At 69.5% G+C, this 15,889-nt stretch carries 17 protein-coding genes; 7 read left to right on the forward strand and 10 right to left on the reverse strand.

Translation table 11 applies throughout. From position 1 onward, the window contains the following. The first annotated feature begins 171 nt into the window (after positions 1-171). On the forward strand, positions 172-1,071 hold the full coding sequence (gene argB, locus PKD06_RS11780) for an acetylglutamate kinase (protein WP_324380376.1): 900 nt from the start codon (positions 172-174) through the stop codon (positions 1,069-1,071). A gap of 31 nt (positions 1,072-1,102) precedes the next feature. Continuing rightward, a complete protein-coding gene (locus PKD06_RS11785; protein ID WP_324380377.1) occupies positions 1,103-2,494 on the forward strand; it encodes a M20 family metallopeptidase in 1,392 nt (463 codons plus the stop codon). Between the two features lie 10 nt (positions 2,495-2,504). On the opposite strand, the gene PKD06_RS11790 is transcribed toward PKD06_RS11785, so the two are convergent. The 3 genes from PKD06_RS11790 to PKD06_RS11800 form a co-directional block, all read right to left on the reverse strand. Beyond that, positions 2,505-4,610, reverse strand: a complete 2,106-nt coding sequence (locus tag PKD06_RS11790; RefSeq protein WP_324380378.1) for a PBP1A family penicillin-binding protein — start codon at positions 4,608-4,610, stop codon at positions 2,505-2,507. Positions 4,611-4,744: 134 nt separating this feature from the next. After that, the gene (locus PKD06_RS11795; RefSeq protein ID WP_324380379.1) at positions 4,745-5,290 is read right to left on the reverse strand and encodes a chromate transporter; all 546 of its coding nucleotides are present in this window, start codon (positions 5,288-5,290) and stop codon (positions 4,745-4,747) included. Next, positions 5,287-5,844: a chromate transporter gene (locus PKD06_RS11800; RefSeq protein WP_324380380.1), complete on the reverse strand. Its 558-nt coding sequence runs from the start codon at positions 5,842-5,844 to the stop codon at positions 5,287-5,289. The genes PKD06_RS11795 and PKD06_RS11800 overlap by 4 nt, the downstream gene beginning before the upstream one ends. A gap of 142 nt (positions 5,845-5,986) precedes the next feature. Between PKD06_RS11800 and PKD06_RS11805 the strand changes: the two genes are divergently transcribed. Genes PKD06_RS11805 through PKD06_RS11815 form a run of 3 tightly spaced genes read left to right on the forward strand, consistent with a single transcriptional unit; the run spans position 5,987 to position 8,177 of the window. Beyond that, complete coding sequence (locus PKD06_RS11805) at positions 5,987-6,760, forward strand: ABC transporter substrate-binding protein (RefSeq protein ID WP_324380381.1); 774 nt, start codon at positions 5,987-5,989, stop codon at positions 6,758-6,760. A 30-nt stretch (positions 6,761-6,790) separates the two neighbouring features. Beyond that, a complete protein-coding gene (locus PKD06_RS11810; RefSeq protein WP_324380382.1) occupies positions 6,791-7,444 on the forward strand; it encodes an amino acid ABC transporter permease in 654 nt (217 codons plus the stop codon). A 10-nt stretch (positions 7,445-7,454) separates the two neighbouring features. After that, positions 7,455-8,177, forward strand: coding sequence for an amino acid ABC transporter ATP-binding protein (locus PKD06_RS11815; RefSeq protein WP_324380391.1), 723 nt, complete (start codon positions 7,455-7,457; stop codon positions 8,175-8,177). Here the strand turns inward: PKD06_RS11815 and glpD are convergent. Beyond that, complete coding sequence (glpD, locus tag PKD06_RS11820) at positions 8,172-9,698, reverse strand: glycerol-3-phosphate dehydrogenase (RefSeq protein WP_324380383.1); 1,527 nt, start codon at positions 9,696-9,698, stop codon at positions 8,172-8,174. The genes PKD06_RS11815 and glpD overlap by 6 nt on opposite strands. A 112-nt stretch (positions 9,699-9,810) precedes the next feature. On the opposite strand from glpD, the gene PKD06_RS11825 reads away from it, so the two are divergent. Further along, positions 9,811-10,398, forward strand: coding sequence for an undecaprenyl-diphosphatase (locus tag PKD06_RS11825; RefSeq protein WP_324380384.1), 588 nt, complete (start codon positions 9,811-9,813; stop codon positions 10,396-10,398). Between the two features lie 10 nt (positions 10,399-10,408). Here PKD06_RS11825 and PKD06_RS11830 read toward each other — a convergent pair whose 3' ends face one another. The 5 genes from PKD06_RS11830 to PKD06_RS11850 form a co-directional block, all read right to left on the reverse strand. Then, positions 10,409-11,188 (reverse strand): TIM barrel protein, encoded by a 780-nt coding sequence (locus PKD06_RS11830; RefSeq protein WP_324380385.1) that lies wholly within the window; start codon positions 11,186-11,188, stop codon positions 10,409-10,411. Between the two features lie 20 nt (positions 11,189-11,208). After that, positions 11,209-11,844, reverse strand: coding sequence for a 3-oxo-tetronate 4-phosphate decarboxylase (gene otnC, locus PKD06_RS11835; protein ID WP_324380392.1), 636 nt, complete (start codon positions 11,842-11,844; stop codon positions 11,209-11,211). Beyond that, positions 11,844-12,341 carry a nucleotide-binding domain containing protein gene (locus PKD06_RS11840; protein ID WP_324380386.1) on the reverse strand — a complete coding sequence of 166 codons (498 nt, stop codon included), beginning with the start codon at positions 12,339-12,341 and terminating at the stop codon, positions 11,844-11,846. The genes otnC and PKD06_RS11840 overlap by 1 nt, the downstream gene beginning before the upstream one ends. After that, positions 12,338-13,096: a 3-oxo-tetronate kinase gene (gene otnK / locus PKD06_RS11845; protein WP_324380387.1), complete on the reverse strand. Its 759-nt coding sequence runs from the start codon at positions 13,094-13,096 to the stop codon at positions 12,338-12,340. Before otnK ends, PKD06_RS11840 begins: the two co-directional genes overlap by 4 nt. A 116-nt stretch (positions 13,097-13,212) precedes the next feature. Then, entirely contained in the window at positions 13,213-14,211 is a 999-nt protein-coding gene (locus tag PKD06_RS11850) for a D-glycerate dehydrogenase (RefSeq protein WP_324380388.1), read from the reverse strand. Positions 14,212-14,539: 328 nt separating this feature from the next. Here PKD06_RS11850 and PKD06_RS11855 point away from each other — a divergent pair, with 328 nt between their 5' ends. Next, positions 14,540-15,016: an SH3 domain-containing protein gene (locus tag PKD06_RS11855; RefSeq protein ID WP_324380393.1), complete on the forward strand. Its 477-nt coding sequence runs from the start codon at positions 14,540-14,542 to the stop codon at positions 15,014-15,016. Positions 15,017-15,578: 562 nt separating this feature from the next. Here PKD06_RS11855 and irrA read toward each other — a convergent pair. Beyond that, positions 15,579-15,889, reverse strand: a 311-nt coding sequence (gene irrA / locus PKD06_RS11860) for an iron response transcriptional regulator IrrA (RefSeq protein ID WP_324380389.1), incomplete at its 5' end; no start/stop codon positions are given.

Raw genomic sequence — 15,889 nt, forward strand, 5'->3', positions numbered from 1 at the left:
GCCGACGAGGGGCTCGGCCGCAAGATCGTGCGGGCCATGGCGGTCAAGCTCGGCGCCGAGTGGGGCCGGGACGAAAGCCATCCCGGCATGCGAATCACCCTCGCCTTCGACCGCACCAGCCGCAAACCGCGCCAATCGGCCGCCTGACGGCCGAGTTCCCCGGAGACGCCCATGACAGACACCCTGCCGAACGCGCATGTGCGGGCCGAAGTGCTCGTGCAGGCCCTGCCGCACATGCAGCGCTACGACCAGGAAATCGTGGTCGTGAAATATGGCGGCCACGCCATGGGCGACCGGGAGGCGGCGGAGAATTTCGCCGAGGACATCGTCCTCTTGGAGCAGGCGGGCGTGAAGCCGATCGTGGTGCATGGCGGCGGCCCGCAGATCGGCCGGATGCTGGAGAAGCTCGGCATCCGCTCCACCTTCGCGGGCGGGCTGCGGGTCACGGACGAGCCGACCGTCGAGGTGGTCGAGATGGTGCTCGCCGGCTCCATCAACAAGCAGATCGTCGGCTGGATCGGCGCCGAGGGCGGCCGGGCAGTGGGCCTCTCCGGCAAGGACGGCATGATGGTGCGCGCGCGCAAGGCGAGCCGCACCATTGTCGATCCCGATTCGAAGACCGAGCGCGCGGTCGATCTCGGCCTCGTCGGCGAGCCGGACCATGTCGACCGCTCGGTGCTCGACGCGGTCCTGAAATCCGAGCTGATCCCGGTCCTCGCCCCCCTCGCGACGGGGGAAGAGGGTCAGACCTACAACGTCAATGCCGACACCTTCGCGGGCGCCATCGCGGGCGCGATGGGCGCCAAGCGCCTCCTTCTCCTCACGGACGTCCCCGGCGTCCTGGACAAGGACAAGAACCTCATCCCGGAGCTGACCATCGAGAAATGCCGCGGCCTGATCGCGGACGGCACCATCACGGCCGGGATGATCCCGAAGATCGAGACCTGCATCTACGCGCTCGAGCGGGGGGTGGAGGCCGTCGTCATCCTCGACGGGAAGGTTCCGCATGCGGTGCTGCTGGAGCTGTTCACCGATTACGGCGCGGGAACGCTGATCCGGCGGGACATCTAGCCCGCCCCCACCCCTAGCGAGAGGACGCGACATGACCCGGGAAGCCGCCATCGCCGAGGCGCTGGAGCATTTCGACAGCGGCGCTTTCCGGGCCGATCTCGCCCGCCGCGTCGCGATCCCGACCGAGAGCCAGAACCCCGAGCGGGCGGGCGAACTGCGCCGCTACCTCACCGAGGAGCTGGCGCCCCGCCTCGGGGCGCTCGGCTTTTCCTGCCGCATCATCGAGGAGCCCAAGGCCAAGGGACCCTTCCTCTATGCCGAGCGCATCGAGGACCCCTCCCTCCTCACCGTCCTCGGCTACGGCCACGGCGACGTGATCCGCGGCCTCGAGGAGCAATGGCTGCCGGGCCTCTCGCCCTGGACGCTGACCGAGCGGGACGGGCTCTGGTACGGCCGGGGCATCGCCGACAACAAGGGCCAGCACTCGGTCAACCTCGCCGCCCAGGCGGCGGTGCTGAAGACGCGCGGCCGGCTCGGCTTCAACGCGAAATGGCTCATCGAGACCGGCGAGGAGGCCGGATCGCCGGGCTTGCGGGAGGTCTGCCGCGCGCATCGCGACCTGCTCCGGGCCGACGTCCTGATCGGATCGGACGGCCCGCGGCCGGACCGCAAGCGCCCGACCATCTATCTCGGCACGCGCGGCGGGGCCTCGATGGACGTCTTCATCGACGCGCGCGAGGGCGGGCATCATTCCGGCAACTGGGGCGGGCTCCTGTCGAGCCCTGCCATCCAGCTCGTCCATGCCCTCGCGACCGTGACGAGCCCGACCGGCGAGATCCTGGTGCCCGAATGGCGGCCGGCGGGCGGCCTGCCTCCGGCGGTGCGCGAGGCCCTTGCGGGGCTCGAAATGGATATGGGCCCGGACGCCCCGGCCATCGACCCCGATTGGGGGGAGCCCGGCCTGACGGGGCCCGAGAAGGTCGTCGGCTGGTCCTCCTTCGAGATCCTGGCCATGGAGAGCGGCAATCCCAAGGGCCCGGTCAACGCCGTGCCGCCCCGCGCCTGGGCGCGGTGCCAGCTTCGCTATCCCGTCGGCGTCGAGATGGACGACATCGTGCCGGCGCTTCGCCGCCATCTCGACCGGCACGGTTTCGGCCATGTCCGGGTCGAGCCGTCCCGCGAGGAGGTCTTCCCGGCGACGCGCCTCGATCCGGCGAGCCCCTGGGTCTCCTGGGCGCTCGGCTCGATGCGGCGCTCCTCGGAGGCGACGCCCTTGCTCCTGCCCAATCTCGGCGGCTCGCTCCCGAACGACGCCTTCTCCGACATCCTCGGCCTGCCCACGATCTGGGTGCCCCATTCCTATAACGGCTGCTCCCAGCACGCCCCGAACGAGCACCTGCCGCCCGGCCTGCTGCGCGAGGCGCTCGCGGTGATGACGGGCCTCTACTGGGACGTCGAGGAGAGCGGGATCGCAAAGGGCTGAGGATCAATCCTCAGCCCCCCAGCAGCTTCTCCAGCAGGTTCCCGATCCCGTCGAGCGGGCCGTCCTGGGGGCCGCGCGGCTTCACTGAGCCCGTGCGTGTCGGGGCGGCCGAACCCGGCTGCGGCGCGGCCCGCGCCGTGCTCGCGCCGCGCCAGCCCGAGGAGCCCGGAAGAGGCTGCGGCTCCTGGCCGGCCAGTGCCGTCTTCATGAAACGGTGCCACACCTCGACCGGCAGGCTGCCGCCGGTGACCTTCCGGGTCGAGCTGCCGTCGTCGTTGCCGAGCCAGACGCCCGCGACAAGCGTCGCGCTGTAGCCGACGAACCAGGCGTCGCGGAAATCCTGGCTCGTCCCGGTCTTGCCGGCGAGTTCCCAGCCCGGGATATCCGCCTTGCGGGCCGTGCCGCTGGCGACCGTCTCGCGCATCATCGCGTTCATCATGCCGACCGCCGCCGGGCTGACGACGCGGCCGAGGCCGCCTTCCTTGCGCCGATAGAGCACCTTGCCGCTCGTCGCCTTCACCTCCGCGACGACATAGGGAATGACGCCCGTCCCGCCATTGGCGAAGGCGCCGAAGGCGCCGACCATCTCGATCGGGGACACCTCCGAGGTGCCGAGCGCAATGGAAATGTTGGGCTTGAGCGGCGAGGAGATGCCGAGCCGCTGCGCGACCGCGATCACGGCCTTGGGCCCGACCTCCTGGCAGAGACGCACCGCGACCGTGTTGAGCGAATGCGCGAGCGCCTCACGCAGGGTCACAGGGCCGCGATAGTCGCGCGAATAGTTCTCCGGGCTCCAGCCCTTGATCGTGATCGGGGCGTCTTGGCGGATGTCGTCCGGCGTCAGGCCGCGCTCCAGGGCCGCGAGATAGACGAAGGGCTTGAAGGACGAGCCCGGCTGGCGCTTCGCCGTCGTCGCCCGGTTGAACTGGCTGTCCGCATAGCTCCGCCCGCCGACCAGCGCGCGCACCGCCCCGTCCGGGCGCATGGCCACGAGCGCGCCCTGCTCGACGCCGAACTTGCCCCCCTTCTGGGCGAGCTCCTCGACGAGCGCCTTCTCCGCCGCGCTCTGGAGGACGGGCAGGATGGTGGTGGTGACGGTGACGTCGCTCTCGATCTCGCCCACGAAGTCGTCGAGCACGTCCATGACGAGATCGGCGGCGTAATTGGCGGAGCCCGCCCCGGCGCGGCGTTTGGCCGATGCGGGATGGGCCAGCGCCTCCTTCTGCTGCTCGGGCTTGATGTAGCCTTCGTCCTGCATCGCGGCCAGGACGAGGGCGGCGCGGGCGCGCGCCGCCTCGGGATTGCGGTTCGGCGCGAGGCGGGACGGCGCCTGGACGAGGCCGCCGAGCATCGCCGCCTCCGCCACAGTAACCTCCCGCGCCGGCTTGCCGAAATAGCGCTGCGCGGCGGCCTCGACGCCATAGGCGCCGGCGCCGAAATAGACGCGGTTGAGATACAGCTCGAGGATCTGGTCCTTCGAGTATTTGTGCTCCAGCCAGAGCGAGAGGATGGCCTCCTGGATCTTGCGCGAGGCCGTCCGCTCCTGGGTCAGGAAGAGGTTCTTGGCGAGCTGCTGCGTCAGGGTCGAGCCGCCCTGCATGCCGCCGCGCCCGGTCACGTTCTTGAGAATCGCGCGGGCGATGCCGAGCGGATCGACGCCGAAATGCGAATAGAAGCGCCGGTCCTCGATGGCGAGGAAGGCTTTCGGCAGGTAGGGCGGCAATTCCTTCAGCGAGACGGTGCGGCCGCCGGTCTCGCCCTTGTTGGCGAGGAGCGTGCCGTCGGCCGCGACGATGGCGATGTTCGGCGGGCGGCGCGGCACCGCGAGCTGGTCGATGGGGGGAAGCTGGGTCGCGTGATAGGCGACGAGGCCCGCGAGCGCGATGCCGCCCCAGAGCGCGAGCAGCACGCAGCCATAGACCAGCCGGCCCAGGAACGAGCGGCCGGACCTGCGCCGGGACTTGCCTTTCTTCGCCTTCGCCATGCCCCCTCCGCCCGATCGGCGGGACCGCCCGACCCGATCGTCTCGGGAGAGAGAAAGATCGAAGCCCCCTTGCACCGGCGGGCCGAAGGTGGGCTCGCGCCGCACGCGGCCGCCCCCCCGCCTGTCAGCCATTAAAATCGCGCCTCCCAGAGGGTCCACGCCGCAAGCCGGCCGGGCCGGCAGGCTCGATCAGGACATCAGGCTAGAGCGGTTGATTTAAGGCGACGTAAAGCGCGGGACCGTGCGTCGGGGCACGCCTCGGGCGTCTACAGCCCGAGGAAGGAGAGCGCGACGAAGCTCGCCGCGCCCCCCGCCAGGAGCAGGAGCGGCGAGATCGAGGTGAGCATCAGGAGCGCCGTCGCGGCGAGGGTGATGGCGCGGGCCGTCCATCCTCCCTCGAGCGCGTCCAGCAGCACGTAGACGGAGGCGAGGATCATCCCGGCCGCGACCGGCCGCAACCCGGCTTCGAGCGCCTGGGCCGCGCGGGTGCCGCCGACGCGGCGCCAGATCCGGGCCATGCCGTAGACGAGGAGCGCGGTCGGCGTGAAGATCGCGAGCGTCGCGACGAGCGCCCCCCAGGCCCCCGCGACATGCCAGCCGATCAGCGTCACGAGCAGCGTGCCCGGCCCCGGCGCCATGCGCGAGACGGCGAAGGCGTTCAGGAACTCGGCCTCGCTCATCCAGTGCCGAAGCTCGACCGCCTGGTTGTGGATGTCGGCGACGACCGTCTGGCCCCCGCCGACCGTCACCAGCGAGAGCGGCACGAAGACCGCCGCGAGGCCCCAGAGGGCGGCCGTGTGGTCCTCGCTCACGAGCGGCGCCCCAGCCGGCGATAGGCCATGGCGACGCTCGCCGTGCCGAGGCCGAGCACTACCCAGGGCAGGGGCCAGCGCAGGATGCCGACGGCGACGAAGGCCAGCACCATGACGGCGACCGGCCCGGCCCGGCGGGGCACGCGGCGGATGGTCAGGACGGCCATGTTGAGGGAAAGGCCGATGGCCGCAGCCGCCGCCCCCGTCAGAGCCACATGGGTCAGGGGATAGCGCTGGAGGAGGGAGAAGACCGCGGCGAGCCCCACGATCAGGAAGGCGGCCGGCACGATGATGCCGAGCAGCGAGAGCAGCGCCCCCCAGGTGCCGAGCAGCCGGTAGCCGATCCAGATCGCCATGTTGGAGACGTTGACGCCGGGAAAAGCCTGGGACAGCGCGAGGCCGTTGAGGAATTCCTCCTCGCTGAGCCAGCGGCGCTGCTGGACGAATTCGCGCAAGAGCCAGCCGCTGATGCCGCCGCCGAAGCTCGTCAGGCCGATGCGGCAGAAGACAAGGAACAGGGAGAGATGGGTCGGCGGGGAAGCGGCGTCGGGCATGGGGCCTCCCGGAGTGGGCTCCGCCATAGCGCGCCGCGCGCCGCCGCTCAAAGCGATTTTCCCGCATGGCTGGCCGCGCCGGGACGCTTGCGGCCGGCCCCCCGCTCATGTCTTATGCTGAAAATTCTGGAGGGATCGCTCGATGCTCGTTCGCAGGACGTTGCTGGCGCTGGCCGGGCTCGGATCGGTGGGGCTCGGATCGACGGGCTTCGCCTCCGGCGCCCTCGCCCAGACGACGAAGAAGGTCGGCTCGACCCCGACCGGAGTGCCCTTCACCTTCCTCGACACCGCCACGAACCAGATGCAGGGCGTCATGGTCGACATCGCCAAGGCGGTCGGCAAGGAGGCCGGGTTCGAGGTGGCGATCGAGCCGATGCAGTTCTCGACGCTGATCGCCTCGCTCACCTCGAACCGCATCGACCTGATCGCGGCGGCCATGTACATCACCGAGGCCCGCAAGCAGGTCGTCGATTTCTCGGACCCGATCTACACCTATGGCGACGGTCTCTTCGTCCCGAAGACCGACACCAAGGACTACGTGACGCTGGAGGATCTCAAGGGCCTCACGGTCGGTGCGCAGATCGGCACGGCCTTCGTCGAACCCTTGCAGAAAAGCGGCCTGTTCCCCGAGGTGAAGCTCTACGAGAATATCCCCGACATCATGCGGGACGTGAATTCCGGCCGGCTGAAGGCGGGCTTCGCGGACGCGCCGATCGTCGCCTACAATCTCCAGCAGGGCCGCTTCAAGGACGTGCGCCTCGTCAAGAGCTACAAGCCCATGGTGACGGGCTCGGTCGGGATCGCCGTGCGCAAGAACGAAGGCGAGCTTCTGAAGCAGATCAACGCGGCCCTCGCCAAGCTCAAGGCGGACGGCACCATCAAGACGATCCTCGCCAAATGGGGGCTTGGGGACTGATTCCGGCCCGGCGCCGCGGCGGGGGCGGCCGTGACGACCTTCATCCAGCAATCGATCGAGTTCCTGCCGATCCTGGCGCAGGGGCTGTGGCTGACGATCCTCGTGACGATCGGCTCCCTCGTGCTCTCGACGCTGCTCGGCCTCGTCTGGGCGCTGATGCGCGTCTCGGGCAATCCCGTCCTGGCGTGGATCGCGAAGGTGTTCGTGAACGTGATCCGGGGCATCCCGATCATCGTGCAGCTCTTCTACATCTATTTCGTGCTGCCCGATTTCGGCATCTCGCTCTCGGCGCTCCACGCCTCCATCATCGGGCTCGGCATCGCCTATTCGGCCTATCAGGCCGAGAATTTCCGGGCCGGGATCGAGGCGATCGACAAGGGGCAGATCGAGGCCGCGCAATCCATCGGCATGGGCTGGTGGCTGACCATGCGGCGGGTGATCCTGCCGCAAGCCTTCAGGATCGTGCTGCCGCCCTACGGCAACATCATGGTGATGATGCTGAAGGATTCCTCGCAAGCCTCGACCATCACGGTGGCGGAGCTGGCCCTCCAGGGCAAGCTCATCGCCTCTTCCACCTTCCAGAACACGACGGTCTTCACGCTGGTCGCCATGCTCTACCTGTGCATGTGCCTGCCGCTCATCCACCTGGTCTCGCGCCTCGAGGCGCGGACGGCGAGGGGGTGAGCCGATGGCGCTGATCGAGCTGTCCGGCGTGCGCAAGAGCTTCGGCTCTCTGGAGGTCATCAAGGGCTTCGACGCGAGCGTCTCCAAGGGCGAGGTGGTCTGCATCATCGGGCCCTCGGGCTCGGGCAAGTCGACCATCCTGCGCTGCATCAACGGGCTGGAGAGCTACCAGGGCGGCACGATCACGGTGGACGGCATCAAGGTCGACCGCCACCACCGCTCGATCGTCGACGTGCGCACGCGCCTGTCGATGGTCTTCCAGCGCTTCAACCTGTTCCCCCACCGCACCGCGCTCGAAAACGTGATCGAGGGACCGGTCTACGTGAAGGGCGAGAACCGCGCGGACGCCCTCGCGCGGGGGCGCACGCTCCTCGAGCGCGTCGGCCTCGGCCAGAAGACCGACAGCTATCCGAGCCAGCTCTCGGGCGGCCAGCAGCAGCGCGTCGCGATCGCGCGGGCGCTCGCCATGCAGCCCCAGGCCATCCTCTTCGACGAGCCGACCTCCGCCCTCGATCCCGAGCTGGTGGGAGAAGTCCTCGGCGTCATGCGCGCCCTCGCCGACGAGGGCATGACCATGGTGCTCGTCACGCACGAAATGGGCTTCGCCCGCGACGTCGCCGACCGGGTGATCTTCATCGATCACGGCGTGATCGTCGAGCAGGGTCCGGCGCGCGAGGTCCTCGGCAACCCGCAGCACGGGCGGACGAAGGACTTCCTGCGGCGGATCCTATAGGCCCGCCCGGTCGAGCATATAGGACTCGATGGCGGCCACCTGCTCCTCGTCGAGGACGAGGCCGAGCTTCGTGCGCCGCCAGATCACGTCCTGCGCCGTCTCCGCCCATTCGCGGTCCATCAGGTGGACGAGTTCCGCCTCCGTCAGGCCGCCGCCGAAGGCCCGGCCGAGATCGTCCGCGCCGCGCGCCTCCCCGAGGATCGCCCGCGCCTCGGTTCCGTAGAGCCGCACGAGGCGCCGCGCGCCCGCCTCGCCGAGCCAGGGCGCCCGCCGGGCGATCTCCTTCTCCAAGGCCGGCAGGCCGTCGATCGTCATATCGCCTCCCGGCAGCGGCGCGCCGGCCGTCCACGGCCCGGAGGCTTGCGGAAAACTCGCGGCGAGGCGCCCAAGCGCCTCCTGCGCGAGGCGGCGATAGGTCGTGATCTTGCCGCCATAGACCGTGAGCGCGGGCGCGCGCGCCTCCGGCGCGTCCAGCGCGAGAACATAGTCGCGCGTCACGTCCTGGGCGCTCCCGTTGCCGTCGTCATAGAGGGGCCGGATGCCCGCATAGCTCCAGACCACGTCCGCAGGCCGGATCGGAGCGGCGAGATACTGGCTCGCGGCGAGGCAGAGATAGTCGATCTCCGCGGCGCTCGCCTGCGGCCCCGCCGGATCGCCCTCGTAGTCGCGATCGGTCGTGCCGATCAGCGTGAAGTCGTCCTCATAGGGAAGCGCGAAGACGATGCGCCCGTCGCCCGTCTGGAAGACGTAGCACGCGTCCTGGCCCGGCAGGCGCGGCACCACGATATGCGAGCCCTGCACCAGCCGGACCTTGGGGGGGCCGGGGATTCCCAGAAGCTCCGCGCGCAGATGGTCCGCCCAGGGCCCCGCGGCATTGACCAGGGCCCGCGCCCGCACGGCGCCCCGCGCGCCGTCCCGGACATTCTCGACGGTGATGCGCCATTCATCCGCATCCCGCTCCGCCGCGACCGCCCGCGCGCGGGTGCGGATCTCCGCCCCGCGGAGCGCCGCGTCGCGCGCGTTCAGCACCACGAGCCGCGCATCGTCGACCCGGCAGTCGGAATATTCGAAGCCGAGCCGGAAGCGGCCGGGCTTCAGCGGGAGTCCGGCCGGGTCCCGGTCGAGCCGGAGGGTGCGGGTGCCGGGAAGGCGCCGCCGCCCCCCGAGGTGATCGTAGAGAAAGAGGCCGAGCCGCAGGAGCCAGGCGGGCCGAAGGCCCTTGTGATGGGGCAGCACGAAACGCGCCGGGCGGATGATGTGCGGCGCCATCGCCCACAGCACCTCCCGCTCCGAGAGCGCCTCGCGCACGAGCCGGAACTCGCGATGCTCCAGGTAGCGCAAGCCGCCATGGATCAGCTTGGTCGAGGCCGAGGAGGTCGCTTCCGCGAGGTCGCCCTGCTCGCACAGGAAGACCGTGAGGCCGCGCCCGGCCGCGTCGCGGGCGATCCCGCATCCGTTGATGCCCCCGCCGATCACCGCGATGTCGTAGAGGACGGAGGAATCGATCGGGGGCGACGTCACGGAGGGGCGGTCTCGGGCTTGAATGCTGCGCCGATGGATCGGGCTGCCTCTTTTAAGACTCCTTTAGCGCGTCCCGTCGAGTGTCGTCGAACCGACATGAAAGCAAGGCGCCATGACGAGCCTCCACCATATGCTCTTCCTGGCGCTCAACGCCTCCGACGCGCCGCCCGCGATGCTCGTCGCCTTCGCGATCCTGTGCGCGAAATATCTCTATTTCCTCGTGCCCCTGCATCTCGCCCTCGTCTGGTATGCGGGGCCGAGCGAATTGCGCTTCGTGGCCATCGTGGGCGGCCTCGCCATGGCCGGCGCGCTCCTGGCCAGCGGCCTCATCGGCCATTTCATGCCGACGCCGCGGCCCTTCGTGCTCGGCATCGGCCATACCCTCGTCGAGCATCGGCCGAGCGCCGCCTTCCCGAGCAACCACACCATCGTCTGCTTCGCCTGGGCCTCGGTGCTGGCGATCTACGGCCACCTCCGGCTCGCCCTCGCCGCGGGCGTCATCGGGCTCCTGGTCGGCTGGTCGCGCATCTATCTCGGCGTGCATTTCCCGCTCGACATCGTCGGCGGAGCGGCGCTGGCCGGCATCGCCGCCTTCGCGGCCGTCCGCCTCATCATGCTCGACCAGGGCCGCACGGTCGCGCGGCTCGACCGGCTCGCGGGGCGCTTCGCGCCCTTCCCGCGCCTGCGCAGCTCGTCCTGAGGGTCGCCCCTCAGCAGCCCAGCGCCTTGAGGCAGGCGGCCAATCCCGCCGCCGTCTCGCCGCGCGGCTTGTATTCGAGCCCGACGAGGCCGTCATAGGGGCTCGCGTCGATCATCCGCAGCAGATAGCGGAAATCGACCTCCCCGTCGTCGGGCTCGGCCCGCGAAGGCACGGCCGCGATCTGGACATGGCCGATCCTGTCGAAATGCCGCTCGAAGCGCTTCGTCAGGTCGCCCTCCATGATCTGGATATGATAGGCGTCGAAGAGCAGCGTGACGTTCGGCTCGCCGATCTCCCCGATGATCCTCGCGATCTCGTCCGAGGTGCCGACGAGATAGCGCGGCATGTCGCGGCTGTTCAGGGGCTCCAGCAGCAGCTTCACGCCCGTTCCCGCGGCCTGTTTCGCGGCCCAGGCGATGTTCCTGCGGTAGACCTCGAGCGAGCGCTCGCGGGTCTCGGGCGTGACATTGGCCGCCATCGTGTGGATGCCCGAGACGCCGAGCGCCGTCGCATAGGAGAGAGCCTGCTCGAAATCGCGCCGGAACGCATCCTCGGCGCCCATCATCCCGGCCCGGCCCCATTCCCCCTTCGCGGTGTCGCCCGGCACCGTGTTGAGGCCGGTCATGCGGATGCCCGCCCCGTCGAGCCGCGCCTTCAATTCGGCGATGGAATGCTCGTAGGGGAAATGGCATTCGACCCTGTCGAGCCCCGCCTTCCCCGCCGCCTCGATCCGGTCGAGGAAGGGCAGTTCGGCGAACATGAAGGCGATATTGGCGGTGAAGCGGGGCATGGATCCTCCGATGGTTCTCGTCAGCGCAGCTTGAAGACGCGCGACAGCTCGTCGACCTGCTCCTGCGTGAGGCGGCGCGTCTCCTGGCCGCGCAGGATCACGAGGAGCTTCGCGGTCTCCTCCAACTCCTCGGCCGCATAGACGGCCGAGGCGAGATCGGGCCCGGACACGACCGGGCCGTGATTGGCCAGGAGCACCGCCGCGTGGCGGCCTTCGAGCGCGCGCACGAGATCGCCCATGGCCGGGTCGCCCGGCCGCGCATAGGGCACGAGCGGCACCTGCCCGACCCGCATCACGACATAGGGCGTGATCGGCGCGATCATGTCGGCCGGATCGGAATCGGCGAGGCAGGAAAGCGCCGTCGCATAGGTCGAGTGCAGGTGCACGACGGCCCCCGCCTGCGGCCGCGTCTCGTAGAATGCCTGGTGCAGGAAGACCTCCTTGGAGGGCTTGTCGCCCGAGACGTGGCGTCCGGCCGGGTCGAGCTTCGAGATGCGCGCCGCATCGAGAAAGCCGAGGCAGGAATTGGTCGGCGTGATCAGGAGGCCGTCCGCGAGCTTCGCGCTGATATTGCCCGAGGAGCCGACCGAATAGCCGCGCTGGAAGAGCGAGGCGGCGAGCCGCACCATCTCGGCCCGGAGCCGCGCTTCCTCCATCACGCGGCCCCCAGCGTCGCCAGCGCCTTCTCGAAGAAATCCGGCGCGCCGAAATTGCCCGATTTCAGCGCCAGCGCCAGGGGGCGCTCGGTGGAGGAGAGGGCGGGCACGCCCGGATCGATCTCCGGCCCGATGGCGAGGGATTGCAGGCCGAGCGCGCCGACGACGGCGCCCGAGGTCTCCCCGCCCGCGACGACGAGGCGCCGCACCCCGCCTTCGACGAGGCGCCGGGCCGCCTCGGCGAAGAGATCGTCGAGCTTGCCGGCCACGGCCTCGCGGCCCCACAGATCCTGCGCCTCCTTCACCTGCTCGGGCGTCGAGGAGGAATAGGCGAGAGGCGCCCTGCCCGGGTTCTGCGCCGCGAAGGCGAGGATCGTCTCAGGCCCGACCTTGCCGCTCATGACGTCCGCGACCTCGATCCGCAGCGTCGGGTGGGAGGCGCGGTGGCGCTCGACCTGCCCGCGCGTCGCGTTCGAGCAGGAGCCGGCAAGGATCATCTCGTCCCCCGGCACACCCCTGTAGGTCCCGGCGCCGGGCTTCGCCCGCCCTCCCGGAGGAAGTTGCGGGGCAGGCCGAGCGCGATGCCCGAGCCGCCCGTGAGAAGCGGCACCCCGGCCAGGGCCTCGCCGATCACCAGGAGGTCGTCGTCCGAGACCGCATCGACGATGACCAGCGTCTCGCCGCGCCCGGCCGCCTCGTCGAGGGCGCGGCGGACCGCCGCGCTGCCCTGCCGGATCGTCGGCCACGCGACGAGGCCCACGGGGCTCTTCGTCTGGAGGGCGAGCCAGCGGCGCAGATTCGCATCGGTCATCGGGTTGAGGGGATGGTTCTCCATGCCCGATTCGTTCAGCAGCTTGTCGCCGACGAAGAGGTGACCCTGGTAGATGGTGCGGCCGGTGGTCGGGAAGGCGGGGCAGGCGACGACGCCCTTGACGCCGAGCCTCGCCGCCAGGGCCTCGCCCACCTGTCCGATATTGCCGGCCGGCGTCGAATCGAAGGTCGAGCAATATTTGAAGACGAATTGCCGGCAGCCCTGCGCCTTCAGCCAGTCGAGCGCCTGGAGCGACTGGGCGATCGCCTCGGCCGCCGGGATGGAACGGCTCTTCAGCGCGACGATTCCGGCCTGGCAGGAGGCGGGGGCGGGCTTCGAGGGAAGGCCGAGGAACTGGACCGTGGAAAGGCCGCCCTTGGCGATGGTGTTGGCGATGTCGCTCGCACCCGTGAAATCGTCAGCGATGACGCCGAGATCCATGTCCGTCCTCCCTGCCGCCCGGCTTCGCCGCGGCGCCTGCGCCAGCTTTGGCAGGATGGCGGGGCCGGGGGCAAGGGCCAAGCCGCACGCATCGCCGCGCCCGACCGCCCCACCCCTCAGAGCATGCTGGGCAGGACGCGGTCGGGCGGGCGGTGGCCGTCGATGAAGGTGCGGATGTTGAGGATCACCTTCTCGCCCATGTCGAGCCGGCCCTCATGGGTGGCCGAGCCCATATGGGGCAGGAGCACCACCTTGCCCGCCCGTGCGAGCTTGACGAGGCGCGGATTGACCGCCGGCTCGTGCTCGAACACGTCGAGCCCCGCCCCGCCGATCTCGCCGGTCTCGATCAGGCGGGCGAGCGCGTTCTCGTCGATGATCTCGCCGCGCGCGGTGTTCACGACCAGCGCCTCCGGCCGCAGCAGCTTGAGGCGGCGCGCCGAGAGGAGATGATAGGTCGCGGGCGTATGCGGGCAATGGACCGAGACGATGTCCATGCGGGCCAGCATCTGGTCGAGCGAATCCCACCAGGTCGCCTCGAGCGATTCCTCGACCTCGGTCGGGAGGCGGCGGCGGTTGTGGTAGTGGATCGACAGGCCGAAGGCGCGTGCGCGCCGCGCCACCGCCTGGCCGATCCGCCCCATCCCGACGATGCCGAGGCGCTTGCCGGTGATGCGCCGGCCCAGCATGAAGGTGGGCGACCAGCCGGTCCATTCGTCGTCCGGGACGAGGCGGGCGCCCTCCGGGATGCGGCGCGCCACCGCCATGATGAGCGCCATGGTCATGTCGGCGGTGTCGTCGGTGAGGACGCCCGGCGTGTTGGTGACCGTGATGCCGCGCGCGAGCGCCGCCTGCACGTCGATATTGTCGACGCCGTTGCCGAAATTCGCGATCAGCCGCAGATTCGGCCCCGCCTGGGCGAGGACCGAGGAATCGATCTCGTCGGTGATGGTGGGCACGAGCACGTCCGCTTCCTTGACGGCCTCCATCAGCGCCGCCGAATCCATGGGCGCGTCCTCGAGATTGAGCCGGGCGTCGAAAAGCTCGCGCATGCGCGTCTCGATCGCCTCCGGCAGGCGGCGCGTGACGACGACGAGAGGCTTCTTGCGTGGCGACATCTTGGCTCCTCGCGAACCCGGACAACGAACGGCTTCACCCGGCATTAACCGTCTGGCGGCGACATGGGGAGCGCGCGCCCCGAAGGGCGGCCAGCCGTCCCATGGCGGACCCTGGCAAATGCCTATAAGGCGCGTCTAGAGCATTTTCGCGCGAGGTGGACCCGGCTTCCATGAAGAAAATGCGTCGAAGCCAGAGAAAAGCGTCGATTCCGCCCGAGGCGGAACGGCTCTAGCGGAATCGATCGGATCGCGGAGCGCCCCCATGTCCCTTTTCTCCTGCCGCCTCCTCGCCGCCCTGCTGGCCGGGGGACTCCTCGCCGCCCTGCCGATGCGTGGCGAGGCCGCGAGCGAGATCCCGCTCGGCAAGGTCTCGGGCCTCCCCGTGCCGCGCTATGTCAGCCTGAAGACGGACCGGGTGAACCTGCGCGAGGGACCCTCCAAGGACCACCGGACGGCCTGGGTGTTCCAGCGGGCGGGGCTGCCGGTCGAGATCACGGCGGAATACGAGACATGGCGCCGCATCCGCGATGCGGAGGGCACGGAGGGCTGGGTGCTGCATTCGCTGCTCTCGGGCCGCCGCACGGCCCTCGTCATGCCGTGGGCGAAGGCCGGCACGCAGCCCCTCGCCCTCTATGCCAGGGCGGACGACCACGCCACGGTCGTCGCGCAATTGCAGCCCAACGTCATCGCCAACGTGAAGACCTGCCGCGAGGGCTGGTGCCGCGTCGTCATCGGCACGGAAACGAGCGGCTACATCAAGCAGGACCACCTCTGGGGCGTCTATCCGAACGAGACGGTGGAATAGGGGGCCTCGGCGCGGGGCCCTATGAAGGGGTAGTTCCGACCCGTTGCGGACGTTTGATCGCCGCCCTAACCTCCTCTACGGACCTGCCCAAGTGGGCAAGTCCAACCAGCCTTTAAGCTCCATGCAGCGGCGAACATCCGCGGCTCGCTCAGAAACGAACAAGCCCCACATCGGATAGTCAGCTTCGGTACGAAAACCGTCGAGTTTCGTCGGATCTCGGTCAGCAATACACTCTTTCAGCATCGGCCTCAGCGAGTCTGCCGGTGGATTGGGCCAAACCTTCGGAGCATGCGGCATCCCGGGGGCCCAGCCTCGGCTCCAGTGCCGTCCGCATCCTCCAGTTGCCGTTAGGATAGCGCATATCAGCGCGCACCATATTACTGTTCGGCCCACAGCCACTCCTCGCGGTTTTGGCCAAGTGGCGCAGACTTGAGCACATAGAGCGAAAGTCGACTATCCACCCAACTGGGACAGTCGCCCACTTCCAACGCCCGGCGTCGATCGCCCAACAAAAAACCCGGCCGAGGGCCGGGCTTCCTTCCGTCGCGGGAAAAGGCGCCGCTCAGTTGGGGCGGCGGCGCAGCCTCACGATCACGTCGATGCGGGCGATCTCCATGCCCTCGGGAGGCGCGGGCACCTCGCCGACATGAATCTCGACCGGCACGTCCATCAGCTCCTCCTCGCCCTCGACGAAGAAGTGATGATGCTCGCTCGGATTGGTGTCGAAGAAGGATTTCGAGCCGTCCACGGCGAGCTGGCGCAGCAGCCCCGCCTCGGTGAACTGGTGCAGCGTGTTGTAGACGGTCGCGAGCGAGACCGGCACCTTGGCGCGCATCGCCTCCTCGAACAGCATCTCGGCCGTGATGTGGCGGT

This window comes from Enterovirga sp. (genome assembly GCF_035325185.1).
GTDB lineage: Bacteria > Pseudomonadota > Alphaproteobacteria > Rhizobiales > Beijerinckiaceae > Enterovirga.